Source organism: Streptomyces sp. NPDC059201, assembly GCF_042754585.1.
GTDB lineage: Bacteria > Actinomycetota > Actinomycetes > Streptomycetales > Streptomycetaceae > Streptomyces.
Map to the genome: position 1 here is coordinate 533549 of NZ_JBHZBB010000004.1, position 24574 is coordinate 558122.

Sequence of the window (24574 nt, forward strand, 5' to 3'; positions counted from 1 at the left end):
TGGTCGCGCCCATGCCTTCCTTCCCCGCTCCCGACGGCACCCTGCTCGCGTACCACGCGTCCGGTTCCGGCGATCCGCTGCTGTGCCTCCCCGGCGGCCCCCTCCAGGACTCCGCCTACCTCGGCGATCTGGGCGGTCTCACCGCCCGCCGGACGCTGATCCGGCTCGACCTGCGCGGTACGGGCGCCTCCGCGGTGCCGGAGGACCCGGCCTCGTACCGCTGCGACCGGCTCGTCGAGGACGTGGAGGCGCTGCGCGCGCACCTCGGGCTCGACACGGTCGACCTCCTCGGGCACTCGGCGGGCGCGAACCTCGCGGCGCTGTACGTGACGCGGTACCCGGAGCGGGTCGGCCGGCTGGTCCTCGTCACGCCGGGCGCGGCGGCGGCCGGGATCGACACGGCGCCGGAGGAGCGGCTGGAGGCCGCGCGGCTGCGGGCCGGGGAGACGTGGTTCGCGGAGGCGTACGCGGCGCTGGAGGAGGTGACGGCCGGGCGCGGGACCGGCGAGTCGTTCGGCAAGGTCGCGCCGTTCTTCCACGGCACCTGGGACGAGGCGGCCCGCGAACGCCACGCGGCCTCGCACCGGGAGCGGAACGCGGAGGGCGCCGCCGTCTTCGGCAGCGAGGGCGCCTACGACCCGCCGGCCACCCGCGCGGCCTTCGCGGCCTTCGACCACCCGGTCCTGGTCGTCGCCGGCGCCCGCGACGCCAACACCCCGCCCCCCACGGCCGCCGCGTACGCCGCCCTGTTCCCGAAGTCCGACCTGTCGGTCCTCCCGACCGGCGGGCACTACCCGTGGCACGACGACGCGGCCTGGTTCACGGGGACGGTCGACGGCTTCCTGGGCTGAGGCGGGCCCGTCGCGGGACGGCGGCGTGGGCGGGGTCACGTCGTCCCGGGGCGAGGGGTCCGGAATGATGGGGGCATGCGTTTTCTGTTCGTCGGCGACAGCATGACCATCGGGCGCGTCGGCGACTGGACCTGGCGGTACCGGATGTGGCGGCACCTGGAGGCGGTGCTGCCGGGTGGGTACGCGATCGTGGGGCCCCGGGACGGGCTGTACGTGCCCGAGGGGGAGGCGGGGGATCCGCGGGCGTACGCCGATGCCGGGTTCCCGGCGGACGCCCGGCGGCACCTGGCCGGGTGGGGCGAGGGGTGGCTGCACATGGCGCCGGTCATCGGCGAGACCGTGGCCGCCACCCGCGCCGACGTGCTGCTGATCTCGCTCGGGCTGATCGACCTCGGCTTCTACACCAACAGCGACCAGACCGAGGAGAACGTGCGCGCGTTCGTGGCGGCCGCGCGGGCCGCCCGCCCCGGCGTACGGGCCGTGCTGCTGCCGGTGATCCCCAACGTCCGGGCCACCTACGACGCCCCCTTCGCCGCCGAGTGCGCCCGCTTCAACGAACTCCTCGCGAAGGCGGTCGCCGACCTCGACACCGCCGCCTCGCCGCTGCTGCTGGCGTCGGTGCCGGAGTCGTACGACCTGGCGACGGACACGTACGACGGGACGCACCCGGGTCCGGCCGGCGAGCACAAGCTGGCCGCCGCCTTCGCGGACGCGATGCACCAGGCGTGGGGGCTCGGCGGGCCCTACCGGGAGCGGTAGCGGCCGCCCAGCCAGACGCCGAGGAAGACCAGCACCGGGCCGATGAGGATCCACTCGGGGCCGAGGAAGACGCTGTTCGTGAGCAGGAGGACGACGAAGAGGACGGTGAGGGCGACGACCGACATCATCGCCCAGCTCAGCGCCTTGAACGCGGTGCCCTCGCGGGCCGCCCGCCGGTCGATCAGCCGCGCCGCCCCGGCGTCCTCGGTCCAGCCGTCGCCGCGCAGCTCCTCCCAGGCGGCGCGCAGGACGCCGATCTCGCGCTCGACCGAAACGTGGACGTCGTCGACGTAGAAGAGCTGGAGGCGGCTGCCGTCGCGCCCGTAGACGTACGAGATCGTCCGCGGCTGGCCCTGGCCCATGGCGGCCGAGGGGTTGGGCACGGCGCGGATGTCCTGGATGTCCTCCCAGGCGATCCGCCGGTTCCTGACGAAGCCGCGGACGTGGATGCCCTTGAGGTCGGCGGAGGTGGAGAGCTTCCTGGCGGCGTGGACGATCCAGCCGAGGAACGCGAGGACGAGGAGGGTGACGAGCCACTTCACCCAGCCCGACACGAACTCCTCGGTGTAGAGCGGGATCATCGCGGCCGGCAGGCCGATCCCGGCCGCGACGTACAGCGCGGTCATCCGGCCGGGCTTGATCCGGTAGGTGCGGGGCAGGGCTGAACTCCCGGTCATGGCTTCCCCGTTCGATCGCTGAACGATCCGACGAGCAGGAGCGCAGAGCTCAACTCGCGCGCAAGGGAAGGCACTTCGACCGTAGGCTCAGCCCCGCCCCGCACCGCTGGCCGTTCCCGGAACTACCAGGCGAACGCCTCCGGGGAGGGGCCCGGGCCCGGGAAGATCTCGTCAAGCCCTGCCAGCACCTCGTCCGAGAGTTCCAGCTCCAGCGCGCGCAGGGCGCCCGCCAGCTGCTCCGGGGTGCGCGGGCCGACGATCGGGCCGGTCACGCCGGGGCGGGTGAGGAGCCAGGCGAGGCCCACCTCGCCGGGGGCGAGCCCGTGCTTGTCGAGCAGGTCCTCGTACGCCTGGAACTGCGCCCGCTTCACCGGGTCCGCCAGCGTCTCCGCCGCGCGGCCCTCGGTGCGGCGCTTGCCCTCGGTCTCCTTCTTGAGGACGCCGCCGAGCAGCCCGCCGTGCAGCGGCGACCAGGGGATGACCCCGAGGCCGTACTCCTGGGCCGCCGGGATGACCTCCATCTCGGCGCGGCGCTCGAAGAGGTTGTAGAGGCACTGCTCGCTGACGAGGCCGACCATCCCGCGCCGGGCGGCGGCCTCGTTCGCCTGGGCGATCTTGTAGCCGGGGAAGTTGGACGAGCCGGCGTAGAGGATCTTGCCCTGCCCGATCAGGACGTCGATCGCCTGCCAGACCTCGTCGAAGGGGGTGGCGCGGTCCACGTGGTGGAACTGGTAGACGTCAATGTAGTCAGTCCCGAGCCGCTTGAGGCTGGCGTCCACCGCGCGGCGGATGTTGAGCGCGGAGATCTTGTCGTGGTTCGGCCACGCCTCGCCTTCGGTGCCCATGTTCCCGTACACCTTGGTGGCGAGAACCGTCCGGTCGCGGCGGCCGTCGCCCTGCGCGAACCAGGAGCCGATGATCTCCTCGGTACGGCCCTTGTTCACGCCCCAGCCGTAGACGTTGGCCGTGTCGAAGAAGTTCAGACCGGCGTCCAGCGCCGAGTCCATGATGGTGTGGCTGGTGGCCTCGTCGGTCTGCGGACCGAAGTTCATCGTGCCGAGGACGAGGCGGCTGACCTTGAGTCCGGTGCGTCCGAGCTGCGTGTACTCCATGGGATACAAGCCAACTAGCTGGAGCACGCTCTAAGCAAGGGTTTACCGGCGCACGGCGTTACTGGCCGACCACAGATGCCACCGCAATGATCGCGAACATCAGTACGAGCACACCGGCCATGATCTGGTTACGAGTCTTCGGATCCACCCTTCGAGGTTAACCCGAGCCCTCCGCTCCCCCGCCTCCCCCCTCCAGCGGCCAGGCGTCGACCGTCTCGTAGCGGGGCTGCTCGCCCGTGACGCCGCTCACCGGGAGGTTCGAGCGGAACAGGGTCAGGTCGGCGACCTTCCAGCGGGTGCCTTCGAAGGCTTCGAGGGCGGTCAGGAAGGGGGTCAGGGAGGCGCCCTCGCCGCGGGCGCGGGCGAGGGTGAGGTGGGCCTGGTAGCGGCGGTGCTCCTCCATCGGGATCCCGGCCCGGCGGGCCGCCGCGTCGGCGCGCTCGGCCAGCCGCCGCAGGGCGTCCAGGTCGCCGGCGGCGCCCGTCCACAGGGCGCGGCGGCCGAAGTGGCCGCCGCCGTGGAGGCGCAGGGTGAAGGGCGGGGTGCGGTGGGCGGCGCGGGCCAGCCGGGCGCGGAGCTCCGGCAGCAGGGCGTCGTCGACCTCGCCCATGAAGGCGAGCGTGAAGTGCCAGCCGGGGCGGGAGGTCCAGCGCAGGGCGTCCGCGCCGGGCAGGGCGTGGAGTCCGTCGGCGACCGCGGCCAGCTCGGCGAGCGGCCCGGCGGGCGGCAGGACCGCGGCGAAAAGCCTCATGACCGCCAGTGTGGCAGCGGATAGCCTCGGCCGGATGGAGAACGTGATCAGGATCAGGCCGGGCGGCCCGGCGGACGTGCCGGCCGTCCTCGGGATACTCGACAGCGCCGTGGTCTGGCTCAACGGCAAGGGCATCACCGCCCAGTGGGGCACCGACCCCTTCACCGCGCGGCCGAAGACGGTGGAGCACGTCGGGCAGGTGATGGGCGAGGGCAGCCCGTGGATCGCGGAGGTGGACGGCGTCCCGGCCGGCACCCTCACGCTGACCCCGCACCCCGGCGCGTACGTGCCGCCCGCCGGGGAGCCGGAGCGGTACGTCCGCTACCTCGCCACCCACGGACGCTTCCACGGCCTCGGGGTCGGCGCGGCGCTGCTCGCCCACGCGGCGGAGGAGACCCGCCGCGCGGGCGTCTCGCTGCTCCGCGTGGACTGCTTCGCGGGCAGCGAGGGGCGGCTCGTGGCGTACTACGAGCGTCAGGGCTTCACCCGCACCGATCCGTTCACGGTCGGCGAGTGGCCGGGCCAGGTCCTGGAGATGCGGGTGTGAGCCCCGGGGGCTTCTCTCAGCCGTGGAAGGTGATGTAGCCGTTGCCGTCGCGGTCGTTCGCGCGCTTGGTGTAGGCGTGCGTGTCCGCGGGGGCGCCGCCCGGCTTGATCAGCTTGATCGTGTCCTTGTCGTTGTTCCACATGAAGTTGCAGTTGTTGCGGTAGGCGACGTTGCCCGCGTCGGACTCCGTGCCCCGGCCGCCGCGCAGCTTCACGTGGTCGCCGGCCTCCAGGTAGTGGTTGACGCGGAAGGTGTAGCTGTTGCCGGCCGCGTCCCTGACCACGTACCCCTTGAGGTTGGTGGTGGTGCGCGAGTAGTTCTTGATGACCAGGTACTCGTTCTTGGTGTTGCCGCTGGTGCAGCTGTTGCTGTCGCGGCCCGGGGCGTCGTACTGGATGCCGAAGAGCTTCAGCGTCGAGGAGTACTCGGCGGCGTGGGCCGGGGTGGCGACGAGGGCGCCGGTCAGCGCGCCGGCGGCGAGGGCCGCGGCTATGACGGGTCGAACGGTGCGCGTGCGCAAGGGAAACCCCCCCTTGTGGTGCCTGTGATTGACGGCTCAACATACACAGGATCCCCACACGCCTGTGCCCGGGCGTTCAGTTCCGGACAGTAACGGGCGGGAGCCGATGACTCCCGCCCGCCCGCTCAGGCCGCCGTCGCCAGCCGTTCCCGCGCGACGCGCGGCACGAACCGTACGCTCGGGTGCCCGCGGCGCCAGCCCATCGCGACCTTCAGGTTGCCGATCCGGGCCAGCACGAGACCGATCACGGCGGCCGCGGCGAGCGAGACGAGCCCGCCGGTCGCGAAGCCGACGCGGGCCCCGTAGGTGTCGGTGACCCAGCCGAGGAGCGGCGCGCCGATCGGCGTACCGCCCGCGAAGACCATCATGTAGAGGCTCATCACCCGGCCCCGCATGACCGGGTCCGTCGCCATCTGGACGGCCGAGTTCGCGGTGATGTTCACCGTGAGGCCGATCATGCCGATCGGGACGAGCAGCAGCGCGAAGAGCCAGAACGACGGCGAGAAGGCCGCCGCGATCTCCAGGGCGCCGAAGACGCCCGCGGCGATCACCAGCATCCGCAGCCGGGTCGTGCCGCGGCGGGCCGCGAGCAGGGCGCCCGCGAGGGAGCCGGCCGCCATCAGGGTGTTGAGGAAGCCGTAGGTGCCGGCGCCGACGTGGAAGACCTCCTCGGAGAAGGCCGTCAGCCAGATCGGGAAGTTGAACCCGAAGGTGCCGATGAAGCCGACCAGGGCGATCGGCCAGATCAGGTCCGGCCGGCCCGCCACGTACCGCAGGCCCTCCCGGAGCTGGCCCTTGCCGCGCGGGGCGCGCTCCACCTTGTGGAGCTCGCTCGTGCGCATCAGCCAGAGGGCGGTCAGCGGCGCGAGGAAGGAGAGGCCGTTGATGAGGAAGGCCCAGCCGCTGCCGACGCCGGCGATCAGCACGCCGGCGACGGCGGGGCCGACGAGCCGGGCGGACTGGAAGTTGGCCGAGTTGAGCGAGACCGCGTTGCGGAGCTGGTCGGGGCCGACCATCTCGGAGACGAAGGACTGCCGGGCCGGGTTGTCGACGACCGTCACCATGCCGAGGAGGAAGGCGATCAGGTAGACGTGCCAGACCTGCACCTGTCCGGTGAGGGTGAGCGCGGCGAGCGCGAGTCCGCACAGGCCGAGGGCGGCCTGGCTGACGAGCAGCAGGCGCCGCTTGGGGTAGCGGTCGGCGATGACCCCGCCGTACAGGCCGAAGAGGAGCATCGGCAGGAATTGCAGGGCCGTGGTGATGCCGACGGCGGCGGCCGAGCCGGTGAGGCTCAGGACCAGCCAGTCCTGGGTGATCCGGGCCATCCACGTACCGGTGTTGGAGACGATGGCTCCGCTGAAGAACAGCCGGTAGTTCCGGATCGAGAGCGAGGAGAAGGTTCCCTTGGGGGACCCTCCGCCGCGCGGGGTAGTCGCGGGTTCATGGACGGGGGCGGAGTCTGCTCCGGGTCCCGTGCTCAAAGTGCGTCGCCTCCTTGGCGCTCGGTTCACAGATGGGCGAGCTTCTCCAGGACAGGGGCGGCCGCGCGCAGTACCGCCCACTCGTCCTCGTCCAGGCCCTCGGCGAGCGAGGCCAGCCAGGCGTTCCGCTTGCGGCGGGCGTCCTCGAGCATGGCCTCGGCCCGCTCGGTCTGGCTGACCACCTTCTGCCGGCGGTCGTCGGGGTGCGGCTCCAGCCGGACCAGTCCCTTGGCTTCGAGCAGTGCGACGATGCGGGTCATCGACGGCGGCTGTACGTGCTCCTTGCGGGCCAGCTCACCGGGGGTGGCCGAGCCGCAGAGGGCCAGGGTGCCGAGCACCGACATCTCGGTCGGGCTCAGCGATTCGTCGACGCGCTGGTGCTTGAGGCGCCGGCTCAGCCGCATGACGGACGAGCGGATCGCGTTCACGGCCGCGGCGTCGTCGGCGGTGCCGTGGGACAGATCAGGCATGTAGTTAGGCTATCTCATTACTCTCGCTAAAGACCAACCGGTTTCCCGTGTGTCGCAGGGATCACTCCGCCCCAGGTCACGGGTCGGTATCCATGTATCACCCAAATGAGTGAGCCGGATCCGGAAAGTGACGCAAAGGGGCCCCGGCAGCCCCGACCCTGAACGGCATGGGATCGACAGTGCTCAGCCTGCGCATCGACAGTGAGCTGCTCGACCGGCTCAAGCGTCACGCCGCGAAAAGAGGAATGAGCGTCCAGGACTATGTCGTCCGGACGCTCATTCGAGAGGACTTCGACGAGCGGTTCAAGACCGCCGTCGAGGAGACGGAGAAGTTCTACGGGGCGGAGCCGGAGCCTCCCGGCACCGGCGCCGCCCCGCTCGATCAGGTCAGGCCCAGCGCCGGCATCGCGTAGTAGAAGACGAAGACCGCCGACACGATGTACATGGCCACCGGGACCTCACGGCCCCGACCGGCCGCCAGACGCAGCACGCTGAAGCTGATGAAGCCGATGCCGATGCCGTTCGTGATCGAGTACGTGAACGGCATCATCGTCATGGCCAGGAACGCCGGCACCGCGATGGTGTAGTCGGCCCAGTCGATGTCCTTGATCGACCCGGCCAGGATCAGGAAGCCCACCGCGAGCAGCGCGGGGGTCGCCGCCTGCGACGGCACCATGGTCGCGAGCGGCGTGAGGAACAGCGCCACCGAGAACAGACCGCCCGTGACGACCGAGGCGAGGCCCGTACGGGCGCCCTCGCCGACGCCCGCCGTGGACTCCACGAAGCAGGTGGTGGCCGACGAGGAGGTCGCGCCGCCGGAGGCGACGGCGAGGCCGTCCACGAGCAGGACCTTGTTGATGCCCGGGAAGTTGCCGTCCTTGTCGATCAGCTTGGCCTCGTCGCCGACGCCCAGGATCGTGCCCATGGCGTCGAAGAAGCAGGACAGCAGGACGGTGAAGACGAAGAGGACGCCGGTGAGGAGGCCGACCTTCTCGAAGCCGCCGAAGATGCTGACCTCGCCGACCAGGCCGAAGTCCGGCGAGGCGACCGGGTTGCCGGGCCACTCCGGGGTGGTCAGGCCCCAGGACGGGATGTCGGCGACCGCGTTGATGACCATCGCCGCGATCGTCATGACGACGATCGAGATGAGGATCGCGCCCGGCACCTTGCGGATGATCAGGGCGAGGGTGAGCAGGGTGCCCAGCACGAAGATCAGGACGGGCCAGCCGCTGAGGTGGCCGCCGGTGCCGAGCTGGAGCGGGACGGTGGTGTGCGCGGCGTCGGGGATGCGGGAGACGAAGCCCGAGTCGACGAGGCCGATCAGCATGATGAAGAGGCCGATGCCGATCGCGATGCCCTTGCGCAGGCCGACCGGGACGGCGTTCATGACGCGCTCGCGCAGACCGGTCGCGACGAGCAGCATCACGACGATGCCGGCGAGGACGACCATGCCCATGGCGTCCGGCCAGGACATCCGGGGCGCGAGCTGGAGGGCGACGACCGTGTTGACGCCGAGGCCGGCGGCGAGGGCGATCGGGACGTTGCCGATGACGCCCATGAGGAGCGTCGAGAAGGCCGCCGTCAGCACGGTGGCGGTGACGAGCTGGCCGCCGTCGAGCTGGTGCCCGTACATGTCCTTGGCGCTGCCGAGGATGATCGGGTTCAGCACGATGATGTAGGCCATCGCGAAGAAGGTGGCGAAACCGCCCCGGACCTCGCGGGCGACGGTGGAGCCGCGCTCGGAGATCCTGAAGTAGCGGTCGAGGGCCGAGGCGGGTTCCTGCGGGACCCCCGGCTCGGGGGCGGGGGCCTTGGCGGCGGCCGTGGTGCTCATGGAAGTGGGTTCCTCTTCGGGAAAGTCCAGAAGTCCTCTTGGCGGTTCATACGAAGGAAACCCGCCATAGGCAAACCGTTTCAGTATGAACACATGAACGAGGACGAGTCCATCTCCGCGCGTAGATAAGAAATCCCCGCGCCTAGACTGAGACCCATGGCGAAGTGGACACCCAAGCACGAGGCACCCGAACCCCTGGAGGGGCCCGTCGTCGGCACGATCACCGGCGGCACGGTCCTCTGGTTCGTCCTCTTCCTCGTCCAGCTCCCCTTCTACGGCTGGTTCGACGACCGGGACCTCACCTGGTGGGTGTGGACCTGCCTGGCCGGCGCGGGCCTCGGCCTGATCGGCATCTGGTACGTCCGCAAGCGCGACGCCGCCATCAAGCGGCACCGCGCGGCGCAGGCGTCTGCCTCGTAGCACCACAGGACGATTCCGGTCCTCCCACGGTCGGATATCGCCCCTTCTCGGCAGGTGAACGGCCGAATCCGGCCGTACCGTCGGAACCATGACTCAGCGGGCGAAGATCGACACGGGCGGCGGCGGCAACCGGGACACCCCGGCGGAGGTCGCCGAACCGCCCGTCGTCCACCGCCCCGCAGGACTCACCGCCGCCGAGGTCGCCGAGCACGTCGCGCGCGGCGAGGTCAACGACGTACCCGTCCGCAGCTCGCGCTCCACCACGGACATCGTCCGGGCCAACGTCTTCACCCGCTTCAACGCGATCATCGGCGTCCTCTGGGTGATCATGCTGATCGTCGCCCCGATCCAGGACAGCCTCTTCGGCTTCGTGATCGTCGCCAACACCGGCATCGGCATCATCCAGGAGCTCCGCGCCAAGAAGACCCTCGACGGGCTCGCCGTCATCGGCGAGGCGAAACCCACCGTCCGCCGCGACGGACGCGCCGCCGAGATCTCCACCTCCGAGATCGTCCTCGGCGACCTCATCGAGCTCGGGCCCGGCGACAAGGTCGTCGTCGACGGCGTCGTGGCCGAGGCCGACAGCATGGAGATCGACGAGTCCCTGCTCACCGGCGAGGCCGACCCGGTCGTCAAGCGCCCCGGGGACCCCGTCATGTCCGGCTCCTTCGTCGTCGCCGGCGGCGGCGCCTTCACCGCCACCAAGGTCGGCCGGGAGGCGTACGCCGCACAGCTCGCCGAGGAGGCGTCCCGCTTCACGCTCGTCCACTCCGAGCTGCGCTCCGGCATCTCCACGATCCTCAAGTACGTGACGTGGATGATGGTGCCGACCGCGATCGGCCTGATCATCAGCCAGCTCGTCGTGAAGGACAACGACCTCAAGAACTCGATCGCCCGGACGGTCGGCGGCATCGTCCCGATGATCCCCGAGGGCCTCGTCCTGCTCACCTCGGTCGCCTTCGCGATCGGCGTCATCCGGCTTGGCCGAAAACAGTGCCTGGTGCAGGAGCTGCCCGCGATCGAGGGGCTCGCGCGGGTCGACGTCGTCTGCCTCGACAAGACCGGCACGCTCACCGAGGGCGGCATGGACGTCACCGAGGTCCGCGTCCTGAACGGCGCGGACGAGACGTACGTGGGCAAGGTGCTGGGCGCGCTCGGCGAGTCCGACCCGAGGCCCAACGCCTCCCTCCAGGCGATCATCGCCGCCTACCCCGACGCGGAGGAGTGGCGCTGCACCGAGTCGCTGCCCTTCTCCTCGGCCCGCAAGTACAGCGGCGCCGCGTTCAGCGAGGGCGACGGCGCGGACTCCACGTGGCTGCTCGGCGCGCCCGACGTCCTGCTGCCGGCCGGCGATCCGTCGCTCGCGGAGGTCGACCGGCTGAACGAGCAGGGCCTGCGGGTCCTCCTGCTCGCCCGTACCGTCCACGAGCTCGACTCCCCCGACGTCGCGAGGGACGCGCGCGCCACCGCCCTCGTCGTCCTCGAACAGCGGCTGCGGCCCGACGCGGCCGACACGCTCGCCTACTTCGCCGACCAGAACGTGGCGGCGAAGGTCATCTCCGGCGACAACGCGGTCTCGGTCGGCGCGGTCGCCGGGAAGCTCGGCCTGCCCGGCGCGGAGGCCACGGTCGACGCCCGGGCGCTGCCGGCCGACCGGGAGGAGATGGCGAAGGTCCTCGACGAGAACGCGGTCTTCGGCCGGGTCACCCCGCAGCAGAAGCGGGACATGGTCGCCGCGCTCCAGTCCCACGGGCACACGGTCGCCATGACCGGCGACGGCGTCAACGACGTCCTCGCGCTCAAGGACGCGGACATCGGCGTCTCCATGGGCTCCGGCTCGGAGGCGACCCGGGCCGTCGCCCAGATCGTCCTCCTCAACAACTCCTTCGCGACCCTCCCCTCGGTGGTCGCGGAGGGCCGCCGGGTCATCGGCAACATCACCCGCGTGGCGACCCTCTTCCTCACGAAGACGGTCTACTCGGTCCTGCTGGCGATCCTGGTGGTGGTCTCCCAGATCGAGTACCCCTTCCTCCCGAGGCACCTGACCCTGCTGTCCACCCTGACGATCGGCGTCCCGGCCTTCTTCCTCGCGCTCGCGCCCAACAAGGAACGCGCCAAGCCGAACTTCGTCCGGCGGGTCATGCGGTACGCGATCCCCGGCGGCGTCGTCGCGGCGGCGGCCACCTTCACCACGTACCTCCTCGCCCGCCACCACTACACGGGCCCGGACGCGCTCGGTGCCGAGACCAGCGCCGCGACCCTCACCCTCTTCCTGGTCTCCATGTGGGTCCTGGCGATCATCGCCCGCCCCTACACCCTCTGGCGCCTGGCCCTGGTCGCCGCCATGAGCGGCGCCTTCCTCCTCGTCCTGGTCGTCCCCTGGCTCCAGGACTTCTTCGCCCTGAAACTCGTCGGCACGACGATGCCCTGGGCCGCCGTGGCCATCGCGGCGGTCGCCGCCACCGTCCTGGAGATCACCTGGCGCTGGGTCGACCGGCGCTTCCCGGCGTAACGGGGGGGGCACGGACCCCTGGGGGCTCGGTCAGTCGAACCAGCGGTCTCGGGCCAGTTCCGTGGTGCGGGTGGGGTCCTCCAGGAGGGCCGCCACCTCGAAGCGGCGGGGCCACTGGCCCGTGGACCAGGCCAGGGCGGCGGCCACGCCTTCCAGGGTGGAGGCGTGGACGGTGCCGTCGGGGGTCCGGCGCCAGTCGAGTTCGACGTCGGCGGCGCGGAGCTCCTCGTGTTCGAGGTAGGTGGCGGGGGTGGAGGGGCCGAGGAGGGCGTGGACCGAGGGCGGGACCTCGTGCTCCTCGCCTTCCGTGGTGACCTCCGCCTCGACCGCCTCGCTGAGGCGGCGGACCTGGAGGAGGTCCGCCAGGTCGGCGGCGCGGGACGGGGAGACCGGGAGCAGCGGGAGGCCCGTCGTGAGCGGGAGGAGGTCGGGGGCGTCGGCCACCAGGGCCTCCGCCGCGTCGACCACCACCAGCTCGCCGTCCACCACCGCCCGGAGCTCGTCGGGGAGGGTGACCTGCTCGGGGTCGAGGTCGGCAAGCGCCGTGTACAGGGCGTGCAGCTGCGCGCCGGTCACCTCGCGCTCCGGGTCCGCCAGGCGGGACAGCAGCTCCGCCGCGCCGCCCGGCTCGTCGAGGAGCGCCGCGACCAAGGTGCGGACGCCGAGGGCCCGCAGGACCTGCTCGTCCTCGAAGCCGGTCGCGTCGGCGGGGTCGTACAGGCCGGCGAGGAGCGGGTCGGTGCCGGCCGCGCGCAGGCCCGCCGGGCGGCGGCCGCCGATGACCGGGTGGTCGCGCAGCCACCAGGCCGTGTACGAGCGGACCGTCTCCGTCGTGCCGTCCGGGAGGAGGACGCGTACGGGCTGGATCAGGGCGTCCCGCAGCGGCGGCTGGGCCAGCAGGGCCAGCGCGCGGGGCCAGGCGTCGTCGTCGACCAGGTCCAGGTCCCGTACCGCCACGATCTCCGTCGCCACCGGCGGCACCACGGCCTCCGGCAGCCGGTCCAGGACGTCCTCGCACCACACGTCGACCGCGTCCAGCAGACCCGCGTCGTCCGGCTCCGGGAAGTCGCCCTCGCGGGGCTCCAGGTCGTCGGGGTCGAGGACGAGGTCGGCGGCGCGCACGAGCGCGAAGTTCGCGAGGACGCCGCAGGCGGCGAGCGGGGCCTCGCCCCAGCGGGCGGCCAGCTCGGCGTCGACGTACGCGAGCTCGTCCTCGCGCATCACCGCGGCGAACGCCGAGCCGGGCAGCACCAGTTCGCCCGCCGGGGCGAGCTCGCCGTCCTCGTCGGGGAGGGCGAGCCCGCCGAGCCACGGCTCGTCGCCGGGCTCCAGATGAGCATCCCGTACGAGCCCGAGCACCGTCTCGGCGAGTTCGTCCGCGTCCAGCGCCTGCTCGTCCTCGTCCCAGATCTCGCCCGCGTCGAGCGAGCCCGCGACCGCCGCCCGCACCTGCGGGGTCGTCAGCACGGCGCGCGGCGTGGCCGGGAGGGCCCCCAGCTTCTCCAGGAGCGGGTGCGCGGCCTCCGCGTGCGCCACCTTCAGGCCGAGCCGGGCCAGCTCCGCCGGGGTGCCCTCCTGCGGCAGGAGGACCTGCCGGGGGCCGATCGCCGTCCGGCCCGAGTCCAGCGGCACCGGCAGGCCGGTCAGCCGGTCCGGGTCCACGCCCGCGAGGGAGTCGTAGAGCCGCCGCCACCAGCTCGGCGCCCGCTCCACGCCCGCGAGCCGGTCCACCGCCTCCGTCAGCGGCACCCGGCCCACGCCGAGCGTGCGCAGCTCGGGGCGGCGCTCCAGGCCCGCCGGGATGAGGGTCGGGAACACCTCGGCGAGGACCGCGACCGTCTCCGCGCCCGCGCCCTCGACGACCTCCGCCTCGATCGGGCGGAGCGCGGGGACCTCCTCGGAGGCGACGGCCGGGGCGAGGAACGCGACGCGCGGCAGCCGGTCGAGGATCGCCTCGCGCAGCGCCCCGTCGAGCGGGCCCTTGCCGAGCGGGCCCGGCACGAGGTCGAGCGCGCCGCTCGTCACCGGCCGCCAGTCGGCGAGGAGTTCGGCGTACGCGTCGGCCGCGCGCTGCACCAGGAAGTCCGTCAGCGGCCCGGGGGCCGGGTGGCGGCGGGCGGTGTCCAGCGGCAGGGAGGCGATGAGCAGGGCGGGGATGCCGAGGGGTTCGTCGGTGGGCGTCGGCGCGTGCACGACGGGCTGGGTGCGCGGGTAGCGGGGGGCGCCGGCGTCGTCGACCGGCACGGCCCAGGTGACCGACCAGTGCGGGCGCAGCCGCTCCTCGACGGGGCGGTCCGCGAGGAGGCCGGCGTCGAGGGGGCCGGCGTGGGTGACGGTCCGCCAGCGGTGCGGGCCCTCGGCGGCGGAGTCCTCGACGCGGACGTATCCGTCCGTGTCGGAGCGGGTCAGGGTGCGGACCCCGTCCGGCGTCTCCACGACGATCTCGGAGAGACCCGGAAGAGTGAGCAGCAGTGCGTCGTCGACGGCCGCGAGGAGCCGTTCGGCGAGGCCGTGCGCGGCGGCGTCGCGGAGCGGGAGGACGACGACGGTGTCGTACCCGTCGGGCGCGGTGCCCTCGGCGGGCAGCGGCAGCCTCAGAAGGGGTACGTGGCCGTCCCTGCGGCGCAGTTCGTCGCCGAGGCCCGGGCTGTGGCGGGCCACGTCCGCGGCGAGCTCGCGGGCCTCCGCGAGGGACCATCGGACGCCGCCGTGCCGGCCCAGGACGGCGGGCTCGTCGGAGACGGCGAGGACGGCGGCGAAACCGACGCCGAAGCGGCCGACGGCGGCGGCGGTGTCCTGCTCGGTGCGCTTCGCGGAGGCGCGGAGCGTGGAGAGGGACTCGACGCCGGTCGCGTCGAGCGGGGCGCCGGTGTTGGCGGCGGCCAGCACGGCGGGGCTGTCCGCGTCGGCCGGGTGCAGGGTGAGGCGGAGACGGCCGGTGACGGCGGTGCGGGCGGCGGCGTCGGCGGCGTTCTGCGCCAGCTCGACGACGAGGCGGTCACGGTAGCCGCCGAGCGCCAGGTCCTCCTCGGCGTTCGCGTCCTCGCGGAAGCGGGCGGGGGAGGCGGTCCAGGCGTCCAGAACGCCTCTGCGGAGACGGGCGGTGCCGAAGGGGTCGCTTCCGTCCGTCGTCGTCCTGACGGTGACGCTCACGTCTGACTCCACTCTGCCGTGCCGATCCTTCGGTCCCGCGCCGAAGTTACCGCGCCGCGGCCCAATTCCACGCGGCGACCACGAGCCACCTCCGGCGGGCGGTGCGGGGCGGGGCTGCCCGGCGGGACGTACGGACCCGCGCCGGTGCCGGCGCCCGCGCCACCCGGCGCGGGTGCGACCCGGTGCCCGCGCTACCCGATGCCCGCGCCGGTGCGGCCCGGTGCCCGTACGGGCCGCGCCCGGCCTGTCCGTGCGGGCCTCCGCGTCCGCCACCCACCGTGTGGGCAGGTGTTCCGCAGGGCGGAACGGGTGGGCACACCCCCGGTGCGGCCTCGCGTGTGCGGGGCGTTCAGGCGCGGGAACCTAGGCCCGGTGAAGGGCGCCGTTTCGTTGTGCCCACCCGTTCCGCCCCAGCGGAACGATTGCCCACAACGAAACGGCGGGGCGCAGCCCGTAGCGGGGGTGGGCGCCGCCCCAGCGGAACGGCGGGGCGCAGCCCGCAGCGGGGCGGCTGGGGCGCAGCCCTCAGGGGGGCCTGGCGTCAGGAGTGGCCCAGGTCGGAGGTGGTGGTGTCTTCGGGGAGGGTGCTGCCGGAGTCGGTGGGGGGGCGGAGGGGGAAGGGGTCCACCGCCGTGGAGTCGAGGACCGGTTCGGCCGGGCGGGGAGGTGTCGGCATGACGGCCGCTTCCGAGTGGCCGCCGCAGCCGTACGCGAGGGAGACCACACGCCCGTCCGCCGGGGACAGTTCGTTGGCGCAGAGGCCGAAGGACTGGCCCAGGGAGCCGGCCAGGGGGATCAGGAAGGCACAGGACTGGCACGTGGCGGGCGCGGCCTGCGCCATGGGCGTGCGGGGGCCGAACGAGTCGTCCCAGCGGTCGGCCGCCAGCCGGAGGCCGTACCGCGAGAGGACCCGCGCCCGCCCCATGCCGAGCTCGTCCGCGACCGACGCGATCGCCCCGCGCGTCGGCGTGCGGCCGGTGATCTCGGCGTCCTCGACGTCGAGGTGGTCCACCAGGTCCTCGGAGACCGCGGAGTTCGGCGGCGGCGCGTCCTCCCCCGTGTAGCCGGGCTCCAGGCGCGGGTCGTCCTGCTCGGTGGGCAGGAGGTCGCCGGGGCCGAGGTCGCCGGGGCGCAGCCGCTCGCTCCACGGCACCCATTCGGGCGCGAGGAGGGCGTCGGAGCCCGGCAGCAGGACGGTTTCGTCAAGCGTGACGTTCTTGGCCCGGGAGGCGCGGGTGACGGTGACCGCCCAGCGCCAGCCGCGGTAGCCGGGCTCCTTGCACTCGAAGAAGTGCGTGACGACCCGGTCGCCCTCCGCGACGACACCGGAGTGCTCGCCGACGACGCCGGGGGCGGCGGCCTCCTCGGCGGCCTCCCGCGCGAGGTCCACGGCCTCGGCGCAGAGGCGGTCGGGGGCCGGGGTACGCGTGGCTCGCGGGGTACGCGGGGCACGGTCTCGCGTCGTCGCAGCACTCACTGGTATCGCTTCTCTCCTACGCCGTCTCACGGGTGCGCCGGCCGAGGTTCGGGAGCGAGGCTCCGGGAGTGGGGCGGGCGGAGCGGACCTGAGGGCCGCATCGACGTCCGCACCCGACCGGTCTCACACGTCTCGGGCACACCTATTCGTCATCCATTCTGCGGGATGCCGAAGGGGCGCGCGGCCGAGAGGAACCGCCGGTGGCGCGCTACGCACGCTACCCCGTTCGCGGGCCTGGGCCCACCTGCGCGCCCCAAGTGACCCGGATCGAGCCCCGGAGCACGCGCCGAGGCGCCCTCCTTCCGGCGTGTCCCGCCGCCCTCCCGGGCCCCCGCAGAACCCCCACAAGACCTCCGCCCGCGCCCGTTTCCCGGCCGTCCGACACCCCCGGGGCCCGCCCGCTCGGTTCGGGCGGGGTGCGGGTGGGGCACTATGAGGTGGTGGCAGCCGCACGGTCCTCTGGTCGATCCCACGATCGCCCCGGGCCGCTCCGCCGAGCGGGCCGGGCGGTGGGGCGTGCTCTCCATCTGCCGTTCACGGGCACCGCGAAGGGGATCCGGCGGGCGACGCACGCGCACGGCGCGGGCGAGTCGGGGCTCGGGAAGCTGATCGAGCTGCACGCGGTGAACGGCGCCGGCGACGTGATGATCACCGTGGCGCTCGCGTCGACCGTGTTCTTCTCGGTGCCGACCGACGAGGCCCGCGGCCGGGTCGCGCTCTACCTGGCCATCACCATGGCCCCCTTCACCCTCCTCGCGCCCGTCATCGGGCCGCTGCTCGACCGGCTGCCGCACGGGCGGCGGGCGGCGATGGCGGCGGCGATGGGCGCCCGCGCGGTGCTGGCCGTCGTGATGTCGGGGCTGGTCGTGACGGGCGGGATCGAGCTCTATCCGGCGGCGCTCGGCGTGCTGGTCGCGTCGAAGGCGTACGGGGTGGTGCGCAGCGCCGTCGTACCCCGGCTGCTGCCACCGGGCTTCTCGCTGGTGAAGGCGAACTCGCGGGTGACGCTCGCGGGGCTGCTCGCGACGGGCGTCGCCGCGCCGATCGGGGCGGGGCTCCAGCTCGTCGGGCCGCGCTGGCCGCTGTTCGGGGCGTGCGCGCTGTTCGTGCTGGGCGCGTACTGGGCGGTGCGGATGCCGCACAAGGTGGACTCGGCGAAGGGCGAGCGGCGGGCGCACCTGCTGACGCACGGCGAGAAGCGGCCGAGCCTGCGGACGGTGGGGCCCGCGGTGCTGCACGGCCTCCAGGCGAACGCGGCGCAGCGGATGCTCTCCGGGTTCCTGATCTTCTTCCTGGCGTTCCTGCTGCGCGAGCACCCGCTGTCGGGGCAGTCGGCGGCGGTGTCGCTGGGCATCGTGGGCGTCGCGGCGGGGGTGGGGAACGCGTGCGGGACGGCGGCCGGGTCGCTGCTGAGAGACCGGGGGCACCGACCCGAGGTGATCATCGCCGTGATGATCACGACGGTGACGACGGCGGCGGTCTGCGCCGCCGTCTTCTTCGGCGGGGTGATGGTCGCGGTGCTCGGCGCGGTCGCCGGGCTCACGCAGGCCCTGTCGAAGCTGTCCCTGGACGCCCTGATCCAGCGGGACGTGCCGGAGGTCGTACGGACCTCGGCGTTCGCCCGCTCGGAGACGGCGCTCCAGATGGCGTGGGTGGTGGGCGGCGGGCTCGGGATCGTGATGCCGCTGAACGGGACGGTGGGGATGGCGGCGGCCGCCTGCTTCCTGGGGATCGGCGCGCTCCTCGCCGTACGGGGGCTGCTGTCGACGCGCGGACCGGGCGCGTCCGACCGCCCGCGCCCCGCGAAGGTGGCCTGAGCCGCCCCCGGCCGCCCCTGGCCGCCCCCGTACCGGCGGCCCGTGCGCGGCACGCCGTACCCCCGCGTGGCAGCGGCGCGGCGGCCCGATAGCCTTCGGCTCATGACCGTTGCGTTCTTCTCCGGCTCGCGCCGCCGGGCCGCCGTCGCCCTCGGGGCCGTCTCCGCCGGGCTCCTCGTCCTCACCGCCTGCGAAAAGCCGACTCCGATCGCGACCGTCACGGTCGGGTCCGAATCGATCAACTCCGAGGCCGCCTGCTACAACGACGGCGACCCCATCAAGGAGTCCGACGTCCAGAAGTGCCTGAACCAGAAGGCCGAGAAGTCGATCACCGTCGCCATGGACGACAAGGTCCGCTTCGGCGTGGACCCGGAGATCGCCGACAACGGCTGGACGATCTTCCTCGGCGGCCAGCAGGCCGAGCCGGAGCCGTACAAGAAGACGTACCGGACCATCCCGGCCAGCGCGTTCTTCTCCAGCCAGCAGAGCCCGACCGGCGAGGCGCCGGACGAGACGCAGGTGACGATCGTCGAGAACACCGGCAAGACGCTCACCGGCATCTGGCACTTCAAGCTGAAGAAGGAATCCTGATCCTCCGGTGTCCCACCGGATCCTGATCGTGACGGCCGTGGCGGCGGAGGCGGACTCCGTCGCCGGTGGTCTCACCGCCCTCGCCCGCCCGGGCGGGGAGCTTCCCGTGCCGGGCGGCCTCGTGCTGCGCCGGTACGCGGCGGAGCGGGGCACCGCCGACGTCCTCGTGGGCGGGGTGGGGCCCGCCGCCGTCGCCGCCTCGACCGGCGCCGCGCTGACCCGTGCCGCGCTCGCCGGGGAGCCGTACGGGCTCGTCGTCTCCGCCGGGATCGCCGGCGGTTTCCCGGGCCGCGCCCCGCTCGGCTCGCTCGTCGTCTCGGACGCGATCGTCGCCGCCGATCTGGGCGCCGACACGCCCGACGGGTTCCTCCCCGTCGAGGAGCTGGGCTTCGGCCGCGCCGTGCACCGCGTGCCGGACGCCCTCACCGGGCCCGTCGCCGCCGCCCTCGCGGCCGCCGGGCTCCCGCACACCACCGGCGCCGTGCTGACCGTCTCCACCGTCACCGGCAGCGCCGCCCGCGCCGGCGAGCTCGCCGCCCGCCACCCGGGGGCCGCCGCCGAGGCCATGGAGGGCTTCGGGGTCGCCGAGGCGGCCGCCGCGCACGGAACCGCCGTCCTGGAGCTGCGGGCCGTGTCGAACGCGGTCGGGCCCCGCGACCGCGCCGCCTGGCGCATCGGCGACGCCCTGGACGCCCTGCGGCGGGCCGTCGCCGCACTCGACACCACCTTCCCGGAGGCACGGCCGTGCAGCTGAAGATCGCCTACTCGCCCTGCCCGAACGACACCTTCGTCTTCGACGCCTGGGCCCACGGCCGCGTCCCCGGCGCCCCGCGCCTCGACGTCACCTTCGCCGACATCGACGTCACCAACGGCTGGGCGGAGAGCGGCACCGACACCCACGACGTCCTGAAGGTCTCGTACGCCGTCCTGCCGTGGATCCTCGACGAGTACGCGCTGCTGCCCTGCGGCGGGGCGCTCGGCCGGGGCTGCGGCCCCCTCGTCCTCACCCGCGAGCCCGGCCTCGACCTGCGGGGCAGGACCGTCGCGGTGCCGAGCGAGCGCTCGACCGCGTACCTCCTCTTCCGGCTGTGGGCGGCCGAGACCGTGCCGGGAGGGGTCGGCGAGGTCGTCGTGATGCCGTTCCACGAGATCATGCCCGCCGTCCGCGACGGCAAGGTCGACGCGGGGCTCGTCATCCACGAGGCCCGCTTCACCTACAAGTCGTACGGGCTCCACTGCCTCGCCGACATGGGCGAGCACTGGGAGTCCACCACCGGGCTGCCGATCCCGCTCGGCGCGATCGTCGCCCGCCGCTCGCTCGGCGAGGAGACCCTGCGGCAGCTGGCCGACGCGGCCCGGCGCTCGGTGCGGATGGCGTGGGACGACCCGGCCGCCTCACGGCCGTACGTCATGGAGCACGCGCAGGAGATGGACCCGAAGGTCGCCGACCAGCACATCGGGCTCTACGTGAACGAGTTCACCGCCGACCTCGGCGAGGCCGGTTACGCGGCGGTCCGGGGGCTGCTCACCCGGGCCGCGGCCGAGGGGCTGGTGCCGCCCCTCGGCCCGGACGCGCTGTCGTTCCCCTGAGGGGGACGGGCGTCAGACGTCGAGCTGGTCCGCGACGGCCCGCAGGAGGCCCGCGATCTTCTTGCCGGCCGCCTTGTCGGGGTACCGGCCGCGCTCCAGCATCGGCGTGATGTTCTCCAGGACCGTCGTCAGGTCCTGCACGATCGAGGCCAGCTCGTCCGGCTTGCGGCGCTGCGCCGCGGCCACCGAAGGCGTCGGGTCGAGCACCGTCACCGAGAGCGCCTGGTCACCCCGCTGTCCCGCGACGACCCCGAACTCCACCCGCTGGCCCGGCTTCAGTGCGTCGACTCCGTCGGGGAGCACCGACGAGTGCACGAAGACGTCACCGCCGTCGTCGCGGGAGAGAAAGCCGAAGCCCTTCTCGCTGTTGAACCATTTGACCTTGCCAGTCGGCAAAGCACACTCTCCCTCTGTCGGTCCCGGACACTCCTGGGCGCCCGTAGAAATGCCCTGGAACACCTTACTGGGGCTGTCCCCAGCGGCGGGGAGGGTTAACCCCGCACCCGAATGAGGGAAGTCCCTGTCCACACCTGTGAGTAAGGGCATGGCGGTAGCGTCTGGCTCATCCCCGACCCCCGAGGTTCACGTAGTGGCCGGCGAGCGCCATGACGGAGCGTGCGAGCCTCTGAGCCTGCCGCAGAGCCCACGGGGAAGCGGCCGGCACGTGACGGTTCCTGAGGCGCCGTGAGGCTTCCTCGATGCCCGCCAGGGCGCAGACGCGGGGCAGGTCTCCCTTGGGGTGCCTGTCAGCCGCCGCGGTGACCTCGGGGAGGAGCAGCATCAGCATCCCCCGGAGCGCCTGGATCAGGCTCTCCACGTCGTTCTCAGAGAGATCGTCCGCCCCTTCCCCAAGCGCTCTGAGGGCCGTCTCCCGCATCGTCTGGAGGTCGAGCGGGATGGTCTGCTCCGGGACCTGTTCCGCTGCGCCGTGCGCGGTAGCGTTCACGTGTCGACTCCTTGCGGTCGGCCAAGCTCCGGGGCCGTTCGCGCGGTCGCCGGAGCGCTGACCTCTCATGCAATCGACTTGGCGTGATCGCTTACAGGGACGCGACGTCCTAGTTCTGATCGCTTAGCTGACGACTCCCAGGAACTCGGCCAGCGACCGCAGCCCTGGGGGGTGGTTGGGGAGCGACCACAGGTCACGGACGATCGCGACAGCCAGCGTGTGGTGTTGCATCCACGTCGGCGCCACCTTCCGCAGGGACTCAAGCGTCTTGACCGCCCCGGCAGCGTCTCCGGTGTCCGTGTGGGCACGGGCAACGTCCAGGAGCAGCCACGTACGCCAGGACGGCGGAGTGTCCTTCCTGAGCCGCATTCCCTTGGCCAGTGCCAACGCGTCGTGAGGGTGGCCGTACTGGACGGCGAGACGTACCCGCTCGATGCGTACGGACGACGGACTGAACACGCTCACCATGCGGCTGTCGCCGCCCTCAGGAAGCTTGGCGACGCGTGCGGCTTCCTTCTCCGCCCGTTCCATGAGGTCCGCTGCGCGGCCATAGTCACCGCTCCTCGCCGCCGACGTAGCGGCGCTCATCGTCAGTCCGCCCCAGACCTTGAGTCCGTCCGCTGTCTCGGTGAGACCCGCGCTCTTCATGTCGTCCGCAGCCCTCAGGGCGATAGCCAGAGCGTCTTCCAGGCGTCCCTGCCGCTGGTACGTCCACGCAGTGGAGTTCACGAGCATGGGCAGGAGCAGAGGGTTAGAGGACTGGGCAGCAGCGTCTATCGCCCGTTCCAGGCTGATGAGCGCCAGGTCTGTCTTCCCCATGCGTACGGCAACGTGTCCGGCGAGTTGCAGCGCCTTCCCCAGAGCTGCGAACCCTTCCCCTCGCTGTCCCTTGTCGGCTGAGGCCGAGACAGAGCGAGCGTCCGCGATCAGGGCAGGCAGAGCGTCCATCACAGAGTCGAACTCAGCCGCGTGATAGCGCGTCCACCCCTCTGCGATCTGTTCCCGCAGGGAGTCCAGGGAGAAGTCGGACGCCGGCGGTTGCGGCTCAGATCCCCAGAGCGCGGGCATGACCGCCCGGCGCATCGCCACGAACTTGGGGCCGTCCGTCTCCCCCTGGGACGAGACCGCAGGGGGGTCACCCAGGAGCGTCGTCAGCTCTACCCCGAGCCCGTTCGCCAGGGCATGGAGCGTAGGAAGCCGGGCAGAGTGCTTGCGCTGCTGCTCAAGCTGTCTGATCACGTCCACGGACACGTTGGAGCGCTCTGACAGCTCTTCCTGTGTCAGTCCAGCCAGACGGCGCAGACGGCGCAGGGTCTTCCCCAGGTCTTCGGTCGTCACGCCGACACCGTACGCCGACCACTCCCCCGCCCATCGGGGTTCCGGGCTGCTGCCCTGCCCCCGGCCACTCGGCTCACTCTATTATGTGGCAAATGCCAGCGCTTTCCGGCGGTACTCTTCGGGGACGTTGTGACTGATGACCATCCGAGCCGTTCCCTCCTTGCTTCCCGGGCGAGAAAGGGCAAGCTCATTGGCCATGGTCTCAATATCCCCCAGATCCATTACCATTCCCCTTTCGCTCCCTTCCACTCCCTTGCCCCACGCCCAGAGCTTCACGCCATAGGTGCGCAAGAATTCCCTGCGATCCCCCTGATCCTTACTCTGCCAGACTTCCCCGTACTTCTTACCCGTAGCCTTGACAGCAGGGTTGGCCCTCTCCGCTTCCTGCTTTTCCAGGAGAGCCACCTTCGCCGACAGCCCCCTGTGAATACGGCGGTACGACTCTTCCTGCCCCTCTCCGTCGTACTCTCCTGCGATGTACTGAGCCTCCAGGCTCCCCAGGCGCGCCTTGGCGGACTGGAGTTCCCGAGCCTGAGAGGGCCCTACGCCTGCCCTCTCGTACATGTCCCAGGTGCCGACGCTCCCCAGAATCTCCTGGTCGACCCACATGTCGAGCACATCGGCACGGACGTAGAGACCCGTGGAGCAGGTCCCGCCCTTGAACTTGTTGGAGCAGCGGTAATACCTGTGTCCGGGGACCTTGGTTCCGTCTTTCCTGGTGTGTCCAGAGCCCACAAGAGAAGTCACCGGAGAATTGCATTCCCCGCATCGCGCGACACCGGAAAGGAGACTCTTCGCGCCGGTACGGCTTTCCGCTCCTTCCACCTTCGGGGCGGGTTTAATCCGGTCCATCAGATCTGTCCACTCATCCATCGTCGCCAACGGCTCTTCCGGGAGAATGACCATCTCTCCGTCGTCACCCAAGATGGCTTCACCCTTGTAGGTATAGATTCCCGGGACCCAGGAAGACCGGATGAATTTATTGATGATGGTGGACTGCCACTGCGTTCCCTTGGTTTTCTCCCCCTTCACCTTTCGCAGGTGATCACCCCAGGTGAGTACGCCACGGGAATTGAAGTCACGGGCGATGCGGTGAGTGGACTGTCCCTCACGGACGCGCCGGAAGATCTCTTCAACGTAGGGGTGGAACTCCTGGTCGATCTCCAGAACCTTCCGTTTGCCGCCCTCTACGGCCTTGATGCTGTAGCCGGTAGGCGGAGCACCTGTCAGCCAGGAACGGTTCTCCAGGCGGCTCTGTACGCCGTTGAGGATGCGTGCCTGGATCATGTCCCACTCGGCCTCAGCGAAGACGGCCGTCATCCGGGCCATCATCTTCCCCTGAGGGGTCGAGAGGTCGAACCCCTCTTCCACGCAGACGATGTACTTCCCGTGCCGCTGCGCCCACTCCAGCAGTTCGTTGAAGTGCGTGGAGCGACGGGTGAGCCGGTCCATCTTCGCCGCGATGATCACGTCGAACTCATCGGCTCGTGACGTGAGCCAGCGTCCGAGCTTGGGGCGCTTGAAGGGGCTCATGGAGCCTGAGACATCGGTGTCCTCCGCTTCCCCGACCAGAGCGCCGGCCAGGTGGGGAGAGCTGACGTGGTGACGGATGACGCCACGCTGCCACTCCATGGATGTGGACCCATCGGAGTCGGCAGACAGGCGGAGACAGGAGAGGTAGCGCAGCCCAGGTGTCACGGCAGGAGCGTAGCGATTCTGCGTGCCTAG

General features: G+C 71.9%; 23 protein-coding genes. 10 read left to right on the plus strand and 13 right to left on the minus strand.

Translation table 11 applies throughout. The features are described from left to right. Nucleotides 1–11: 11 nt before the first annotated feature. Together ACFXMG_RS16865 and ACFXMG_RS16870 are read left to right on the plus strand one after the other, a co-directional pair. On the plus strand, nucleotides 12–851 hold the full coding sequence (locus ACFXMG_RS16865) for an alpha/beta fold hydrolase (RefSeq protein WP_383818116.1): 840 nt from the start codon (nucleotides 12–14) through the stop codon (nucleotides 849–851). A 75-nt stretch (nucleotides 852–926) separates the two neighbouring features. After that, nucleotides 927–1610 (plus strand): GDSL-type esterase/lipase family protein, encoded by a 684-nt coding sequence (locus ACFXMG_RS16870; protein ID WP_383818114.1) that lies wholly within the window; start codon nucleotides 927–929, stop codon nucleotides 1608–1610. Here ACFXMG_RS16870 and ACFXMG_RS16875 read toward each other — a convergent pair. The 3 genes from ACFXMG_RS16875 to thpR form a co-directional block, all read right to left on the minus strand. After that, nucleotides 1595–2287: a PH domain-containing protein gene (locus tag ACFXMG_RS16875; RefSeq protein ID WP_383818113.1), complete on the minus strand. Its 693-nt coding sequence runs from the start codon at nucleotides 2285–2287 to the stop codon at nucleotides 1595–1597. The two genes, ACFXMG_RS16870 and ACFXMG_RS16875, sit on opposite strands and share 16 nt — an antisense overlap. Nucleotides 2288–2409: 122 nt before the next feature. Further along, a complete protein-coding gene (locus ACFXMG_RS16880; protein WP_383818111.1) occupies nucleotides 2410–3399 on the minus strand; it encodes an aldo/keto reductase in 990 nt (329 codons plus the stop codon). 157 nt (nucleotides 3400–3556) lie between these two features. Continuing rightward, nucleotides 3557–4150 carry an RNA 2',3'-cyclic phosphodiesterase gene (gene thpR / locus ACFXMG_RS16885; RefSeq protein WP_383818110.1) on the minus strand — a complete coding sequence of 198 codons (594 nt, stop codon included), beginning with the start codon at nucleotides 4148–4150 and terminating at the stop codon, nucleotides 3557–3559. Between the two features lie 34 nt (nucleotides 4151–4184). Here thpR and ACFXMG_RS16890 point away from each other — a divergent pair, with 34 nt between their 5' ends. Beyond that, complete coding sequence (locus tag ACFXMG_RS16890; RefSeq protein ID WP_383818108.1) at nucleotides 4185–4697, plus strand: GNAT family N-acetyltransferase; 513 nt, start codon at nucleotides 4185–4187, stop codon at nucleotides 4695–4697. A 16-nt stretch (nucleotides 4698–4713) separates the two neighbouring features. Here the strand turns inward: ACFXMG_RS16890 and ACFXMG_RS16895 are convergent, their stop codons facing one another. The 3 genes from ACFXMG_RS16895 to ACFXMG_RS16905 all read right to left on the minus strand — a co-directional run bounded on the left by ACFXMG_RS16895 (nucleotide 4714) and on the right by ACFXMG_RS16905 (nucleotide 7168). Continuing rightward, nucleotides 4714–5217 carry a lamin tail domain-containing protein gene (locus ACFXMG_RS16895; RefSeq protein WP_383818106.1) on the minus strand — a complete coding sequence of 168 codons (504 nt, stop codon included), beginning with the start codon at nucleotides 5215–5217 and terminating at the stop codon, nucleotides 4714–4716. Between the two features lie 125 nt (nucleotides 5218–5342). Further along, nucleotides 5343–6698, minus strand: a complete 1356-nt coding sequence (locus tag ACFXMG_RS16900; protein ID WP_383818105.1) for an MFS transporter — start codon at nucleotides 6696–6698, stop codon at nucleotides 5343–5345. Nucleotides 6699–6724: 26 nt separating this feature from the next. After that, nucleotides 6725–7168 (minus strand): MarR family winged helix-turn-helix transcriptional regulator, encoded by a 444-nt coding sequence (locus tag ACFXMG_RS16905; protein ID WP_043226797.1) that lies wholly within the window; start codon nucleotides 7166–7168, stop codon nucleotides 6725–6727. A gap of 167 nt (nucleotides 7169–7335) precedes the next feature. Between ACFXMG_RS16905 and ACFXMG_RS16910 the strand changes: the two genes are divergently transcribed. Beyond that, entirely contained in the window at nucleotides 7336–7581 is a 246-nt protein-coding gene (locus ACFXMG_RS16910) for a ribbon-helix-helix protein, CopG family (protein WP_383818103.1), read from the plus strand. Here ACFXMG_RS16910 and ACFXMG_RS16915 read toward each other — a convergent pair. Next, complete coding sequence (locus tag ACFXMG_RS16915) at nucleotides 7551–9002, minus strand: NCS2 family permease (protein ID WP_383818101.1); 1452 nt, start codon at nucleotides 9000–9002, stop codon at nucleotides 7551–7553. The two genes, ACFXMG_RS16910 and ACFXMG_RS16915, sit on opposite strands and share 31 nt — an antisense overlap. 156 nt (nucleotides 9003–9158) lie before the next feature. Between ACFXMG_RS16915 and ACFXMG_RS16920 the strand changes: the two genes are divergently transcribed. After that, complete coding sequence (locus tag ACFXMG_RS16920; protein ID WP_383818100.1) at nucleotides 9159–9422, plus strand: DUF2530 domain-containing protein; 264 nt, start codon at nucleotides 9159–9161, stop codon at nucleotides 9420–9422. Between the two features lie 88 nt (nucleotides 9423–9510). Continuing rightward, nucleotides 9511–11934: an HAD-IC family P-type ATPase gene (locus ACFXMG_RS16925; protein ID WP_383818098.1), complete on the plus strand. Its 2424-nt coding sequence runs from the start codon at nucleotides 9511–9513 to the stop codon at nucleotides 11932–11934. A 30-nt stretch (nucleotides 11935–11964) separates the two neighbouring features. Here the strand turns inward: ACFXMG_RS16925 and ACFXMG_RS16930 are convergent, their stop codons facing one another. Both ACFXMG_RS16930 and ACFXMG_RS16935 read right to left on the minus strand, forming a co-directional pair. Further along, complete coding sequence (locus ACFXMG_RS16930) at nucleotides 11965–15099, minus strand: sacsin N-terminal ATP-binding-like domain-containing protein (protein ID WP_383818096.1); 3135 nt, start codon at nucleotides 15097–15099, stop codon at nucleotides 11965–11967. A gap of 529 nt (nucleotides 15100–15628) precedes the next feature. After that, entirely contained in the window at nucleotides 15629–16564 is a 936-nt protein-coding gene (locus ACFXMG_RS16935; protein ID WP_383818094.1) for a DUF3027 domain-containing protein, read from the minus strand. Nucleotides 16565–17004: 440 nt separating this feature from the next. Here ACFXMG_RS16935 and ACFXMG_RS16940 point away from each other — a divergent pair, with 440 nt between their 5' ends. The 4 genes from ACFXMG_RS16940 (at nucleotide 17005) to ACFXMG_RS16955 (ending at nucleotide 20562) form a co-directional block, all read left to right on the plus strand. Then, a complete protein-coding gene (locus ACFXMG_RS16940; RefSeq protein WP_383818092.1) occupies nucleotides 17005–18381 on the plus strand; it encodes an MFS transporter in 1377 nt (458 codons plus the stop codon). 102 nt (nucleotides 18382–18483) lie between these two features. Next, nucleotides 18484–18972: a DUF2771 domain-containing protein gene (locus ACFXMG_RS16945; RefSeq protein WP_383818091.1), complete on the plus strand. Its 489-nt coding sequence runs from the start codon at nucleotides 18484–18486 to the stop codon at nucleotides 18970–18972. 7 nt (nucleotides 18973–18979) lie between these two features. Continuing rightward, complete coding sequence (locus tag ACFXMG_RS16950; protein WP_383818089.1) at nucleotides 18980–19726, plus strand: futalosine hydrolase; 747 nt, start codon at nucleotides 18980–18982, stop codon at nucleotides 19724–19726. Continuing rightward, the gene (locus ACFXMG_RS16955) at nucleotides 19717–20562 is read left to right on the plus strand and encodes a 1,4-dihydroxy-6-naphthoate synthase (RefSeq protein WP_383818087.1); all 846 of its coding nucleotides are present in this window, start codon (nucleotides 19717–19719) and stop codon (nucleotides 20560–20562) included. The genes ACFXMG_RS16950 and ACFXMG_RS16955 overlap by 10 nt, the downstream gene beginning before the upstream one ends. 12 nt (nucleotides 20563–20574) lie before the next feature. Here ACFXMG_RS16955 and ACFXMG_RS16960 read toward each other — a convergent pair whose 3' ends face one another. The 4 genes from ACFXMG_RS16960 to ACFXMG_RS16975 all read right to left on the minus strand — a co-directional run bounded on the left by ACFXMG_RS16960 (nucleotide 20575) and on the right by ACFXMG_RS16975 (nucleotide 24544). Continuing rightward, nucleotides 20575–20958 carry a cold-shock protein gene (locus tag ACFXMG_RS16960; RefSeq protein ID WP_189954685.1) on the minus strand — a complete coding sequence of 128 codons (384 nt, stop codon included), beginning with the start codon at nucleotides 20956–20958 and terminating at the stop codon, nucleotides 20575–20577. Nucleotides 20959–21124: 166 nt separating this feature from the next. Next, complete coding sequence (locus tag ACFXMG_RS16965) at nucleotides 21125–21508, minus strand: DUF6415 family natural product biosynthesis protein (protein ID WP_383818085.1); 384 nt, start codon at nucleotides 21506–21508, stop codon at nucleotides 21125–21127. 123 nt (nucleotides 21509–21631) lie between these two features. Beyond that, a complete protein-coding gene (locus ACFXMG_RS16970; RefSeq protein ID WP_383818083.1) occupies nucleotides 21632–22846 on the minus strand; it encodes a helix-turn-helix domain-containing protein in 1215 nt (404 codons plus the stop codon). A gap of 81 nt (nucleotides 22847–22927) precedes the next feature. Beyond that, nucleotides 22928–24544 (minus strand): recombinase family protein, encoded by a 1617-nt coding sequence (locus ACFXMG_RS16975; RefSeq protein WP_383818082.1) that lies wholly within the window; start codon nucleotides 24542–24544, stop codon nucleotides 22928–22930. Nucleotides 24545–24574: the final 30 nt, after the last annotated feature.

Excerpts from the sequence above, each read along its gene's own strand:
- ACFXMG_RS16945 (WP_383818091.1), top strand. The coding sequence starts at position 18,484 with ATGACCGTTGCGTTCTTCTCCGGCTCGCGCCGCCGGGCCGCCGTCGCC.
- ACFXMG_RS16870 (WP_383818114.1), top strand. The coding sequence starts at position 927 with ATGCGTTTTCTGTTCGTCGGCGACAGCATGACCATCGGGCGCGTCGGC.
- ACFXMG_RS16925 (WP_383818098.1), top strand. The coding sequence starts at position 9,511 with ATGACTCAGCGGGCGAAGATCGACACGGGCGGCGGCGGCAACCGGGAC.
- ACFXMG_RS16920 (WP_383818100.1), top strand. The coding sequence starts at position 9,159 with ATGGCGAAGTGGACACCCAAGCACGAGGCACCCGAACCCCTGGAGGGG.
- ACFXMG_RS16910 (WP_383818103.1), top strand. The coding sequence starts at position 7,336 with ATGGGATCGACAGTGCTCAGCCTGCGCATCGACAGTGAGCTGCTCGAC.
- thpR (WP_383818110.1), bottom strand. The coding sequence starts at position 4,150 with ATGAGGCTTTTCGCCGCGGTCCTGCCGCCCGCCGGGCCGCTCGCCGAG.
- ACFXMG_RS16890 (WP_383818108.1), top strand. The coding sequence starts at position 4,185 with ATGGAGAACGTGATCAGGATCAGGCCGGGCGGCCCGGCGGACGTGCCG.
- ACFXMG_RS16865 (WP_383818116.1), top strand. The coding sequence starts at position 12 with ATGCCTTCCTTCCCCGCTCCCGACGGCACCCTGCTCGCGTACCACGCG.
- ACFXMG_RS16880 (WP_383818111.1), bottom strand. The coding sequence starts at position 3,399 with ATGGAGTACACGCAGCTCGGACGCACCGGACTCAAGGTCAGCCGCCTC.
- ACFXMG_RS16915 (WP_383818101.1), bottom strand. The coding sequence starts at position 9,002 with ATGAGCACCACGGCCGCCGCCAAGGCCCCCGCCCCCGAGCCGGGGGTC.
- ACFXMG_RS16905 (WP_043226797.1), bottom strand. The coding sequence starts at position 7,168 with ATGCCTGATCTGTCCCACGGCACCGCCGACGACGCCGCGGCCGTGAAC.
- ACFXMG_RS16875 (WP_383818113.1), bottom strand. The coding sequence starts at position 2,287 with ATGACCGGGAGTTCAGCCCTGCCCCGCACCTACCGGATCAAGCCCGGC.